Origin of the sequence: Streptomyces sp. SID3343, assembly GCF_009865215.1 — a bacterium.
GTDB lineage: Bacteria > Actinomycetota > Actinomycetes > Streptomycetales > Streptomycetaceae > Embleya.
In genome coordinates, this window is sequence record NZ_WWJX01000700.1 from 1 (window position 1) to 3,101 (window position 3,101).

Consider the following 3,101-nt stretch of genomic DNA (forward strand, 5'->3'; position numbering starts at 1 on the left):
GGGACAGGCTCAGGGTCGCCGCCGGCTCGGCGCGTCACGCACCCGGCAGCGTGGCTGCTGCGGCTACGCCTTCGCCTGTGCGCCCGGCCAGTCCAGCTTCAGGCGGGTCAGTCTGGGCAGTGCGGCGACGATGAGGTCGTAGGAGTCCTCGATCATGTCGCGCACCATGTCGTGCGGCAGCGACGTGTCGAGGGTCACCGTGTTCCAGTGCCGCTTGTTGAGGTGGTATCCGCCGACGATCGCAGCGTGCTCCGCGCGCAGGCGCACGGCGAGGTCCGGCTCGCACTTGAGGCTCACCGAGAGCGGCTTGGCCCCGAGCGCGGTGATCGCGAAGATCTTGCCGCCGACCTTGAACGTCGACAGGTCGGGGTTGCGGGGGAAGGGGAACTCCTCGCCGGCCCCGTTGAACGAGAGACAGACGTCCCTGAGCTGCTTCGGCGTCATGGCCCGCGGGTTCCCCATGCCCCCAGTATCGCCATTCCGATCGGCTCGGACGCGTTGCCCCCGCCGCCGACGCGGGTCGACCCCCACAGTCGGCGCGACGTCGACCTCGAACGCCCGGTCCGCGCGAGCGAACCGTTCGCCCCGGCCGACATCGAACACGCCGTCCGCATGGCCGCCCGGGCATCCTTCGAACGCGATCTCGACACCCCCTCGACCGTGGTCCGTGGTCCGTGGTCCGTGGCGCGGGAACGCAGGGCTGTCCGGCCGCCGTCGCCCAGTGCCGTCCCACCATGACCCCGGGCACGGTCGCCGACTTCCGGGTCGACATCGCCACCCACGCCCGAGTCCGAACCCGCACAACGCCGCTTCACCCGGTGACGGCGGTCCGACCGGTATCCGTCGCGCGTCGGCTTTCGGGACACCGGGCGACACTTGGCGGAACTTCCGGCGACACCCCTTGGCCCGGTGGATTCGGGCCGCGACGGTGGGCGGGACCTGCTCGCCGTGCCACAGGGGGTTCTCGTGTTCCGTCGGTCTCCAACTCGCCGCAGCCGCCGCGCCGCACTCGCCGCGGCAGCGGTCGCGGTGTCCACGACGGCGGTCCTCGCGGGCGCCGGAACGGTACCGGCGGTCGCCACCACGGGCGGCGGCGGCCACGGCACGATCGGCGTGCACCGCGACGGCCGTCCGGTGGTGATCCCGTTCACGGCGGGGCGCGACGGCGAGGGCCTGGTGCGCCTCACCGTCGCGGCGCCGGGCATCGACTGGGGGAGCCCCGGGGCGGAGTCGGCCGTGCTCCTACTGCTGGTCGACGGCCGGCCCGCCGGCGATGTCGTGGTGTTCGGCTCCACTCCCACCGAACGCTCGTTCGCCCTGGGCGCATTGCGGGCGGGGCGGCACCGGCTGACGCTGCGCTACGCGGCCGACCGCTCGTCGCCTGCCGGCACCGTGGTTCGGGTGTCGAAGGTGCGTACCGACGTCGTCGGCAAGCGCGACCGCGACCATGCCGTGGCGGCCAACGCGCCCGTCCTGTACGGCCGCGACGACCCGAGCGGCCCGTTTCGCAACGCCGTCAGCGACACGCCCGTGTTGGCGTGGCACCAGCAGGCGCCGGCCACGACGCCCGGCCACCGGGTGCTGACCTACACGATCGCGTGGACCAACGAGGACGGCGGCACCTCCACCCCGGCCCTGATGGCCCGGTGGGGCCGCACTACCGACATCGAGTGGGCGTATCGCGTCGAGGTGGACGCCGCGGGTCGCGCGGTGCCCGGTACCGCGTTCTTCCAGTCGCCCGACCACGGCACGACGCCGTTCGCGGGCCGCTACGAGGACGGGCACCCACTGCTCCAGACCTGCACCCTCAACAACAACCTGTGCGACACGGTGGACAACCCGATGCGCTTCGCGCTGTCCACGATCGAGCGCCTGGCGGACCCCGCCCGGACCTCGCGCGAGGAGATGGTGGACCGGCACCCCTGGGTCTACCCGGTGATGACCGACGAGGTCCGCCGTGAGGGCCGAGTGGTGGCCGATCCGCCCGCCGACACCACGACGCTGATCGCCGACCCGCGCGACTACCTGTACGCGGTCGTGCGCAAGACCACGTCGGCACCGACGCCGGGTGTGTCCGGCTGGGTGGGCGTGGGCCTGGGCGTACGGCTGAAGGGCGATCCGACGCTGTACCGCTCGGACCGCGGCCGGGTCGACTGGTCGCTCCAGCGGGACGACCCGGCGGCGACCACGGTACGGCTGCCCGCCGGTACGAAGGCCGCCGACATCGCGGAGGTGGTCGTCTACCGTACGGTCGCCGGCACCGACCCGGGCTCGACGGTCACGGTGAACGGCGTCAACCGCGCCTTCCTCCTGGGCGCCGACGACCGTCCCGGGCGGCCGTTGCCGATCAAGGCGGTATCGGCGACGCTCACTGCGGCGGCCCCCGAGGCGGTGCTGTACCGGCGTTGAGGCCGCGGTGGGTGGCGGTGGCGGCAACTCGCTTCGGGCCGCCGCCGACGCCGCGCCGGTCGGCTTGACCTGGAGTGCGCTCCAGGTCCTAGCGTCGCGCCATGACGACCGAACGGCAGCACGAACGACGACGTGACGAAGGACGGCACAACCGACGACACGAGGAACCACACCGCCTCGGCAGCGGGTTCGGCGCGCACAGCACTGCCGACGACGTGCTCGCCGGCGTCGACCTGTCGGGGCGGACCGCCCTGGTCACCGGCGGCTACTCCGGTCTCGGCCTGGAGACCACCCGCGCGCTCGCCGCGGCCGGCGCGCATGTCGTCGTCCCGGCCCGACGACCGGCCGCGGCCGAGGAGGCGTTGGCGGGCGTCGCCGGCGCGGAGGTGCGCGACCTCGATCTCGCCGACCCCGACAGCGTCCGGGTGTTCGCCGACCGGTTTCTCGCGACCGGTCGCCCGCTCGACGTCGTGATCAACGGCGCGGGCGTGATGGCCTGCCCCGAGACGCGGGTGGGCCCCGGCTGGGAAGGCCACTTCGGGATCAACCACCTGGGCCACTACGCGCTCGTCAACCGTCTTCGGCCGGCGCTGACCCCGGGCCGGTCGCGCGTGGTCGCGGTGGCCTCGTCCGGACACTTCCTGTCCGACATCCGCTGGGACGACATCCACTTCGCCCGGGGCTACGACCGC

General features: G+C 73.3%; 3 protein-coding genes. 2 read left to right on the forward strand and 1 reads right to left on the reverse strand.

Annotated features, from left to right (window positions below):
• Nucleotides 1–63: 63 nt before the first annotated feature.
• Complete coding sequence (locus tag GT354_RS21465) at nucleotides 64–444, reverse strand: MmcQ/YjbR family DNA-binding protein (protein WP_161357977.1); 381 nt, start codon at nucleotides 442–444, stop codon at nucleotides 64–66.
• Between the two features lie 465 nt (nucleotides 445–909).
• Between GT354_RS21465 and GT354_RS21470 the strand changes: the two genes are divergently transcribed.
• On the forward strand, nucleotides 910–2,409 hold the full coding sequence (locus GT354_RS21470; protein ID WP_202512138.1) for a hypothetical protein: 1,500 nt from the start codon (nucleotides 910–912) through the stop codon (nucleotides 2,407–2,409).
• Nucleotides 2,410–2,510: 101 nt separating this feature from the next.
• On the forward strand, nucleotides 2,511–3,101 hold a 591-nt coding region (locus tag GT354_RS21475), incomplete at its 3' end, for an SDR family NAD(P)-dependent oxidoreductase (RefSeq protein WP_161357976.1).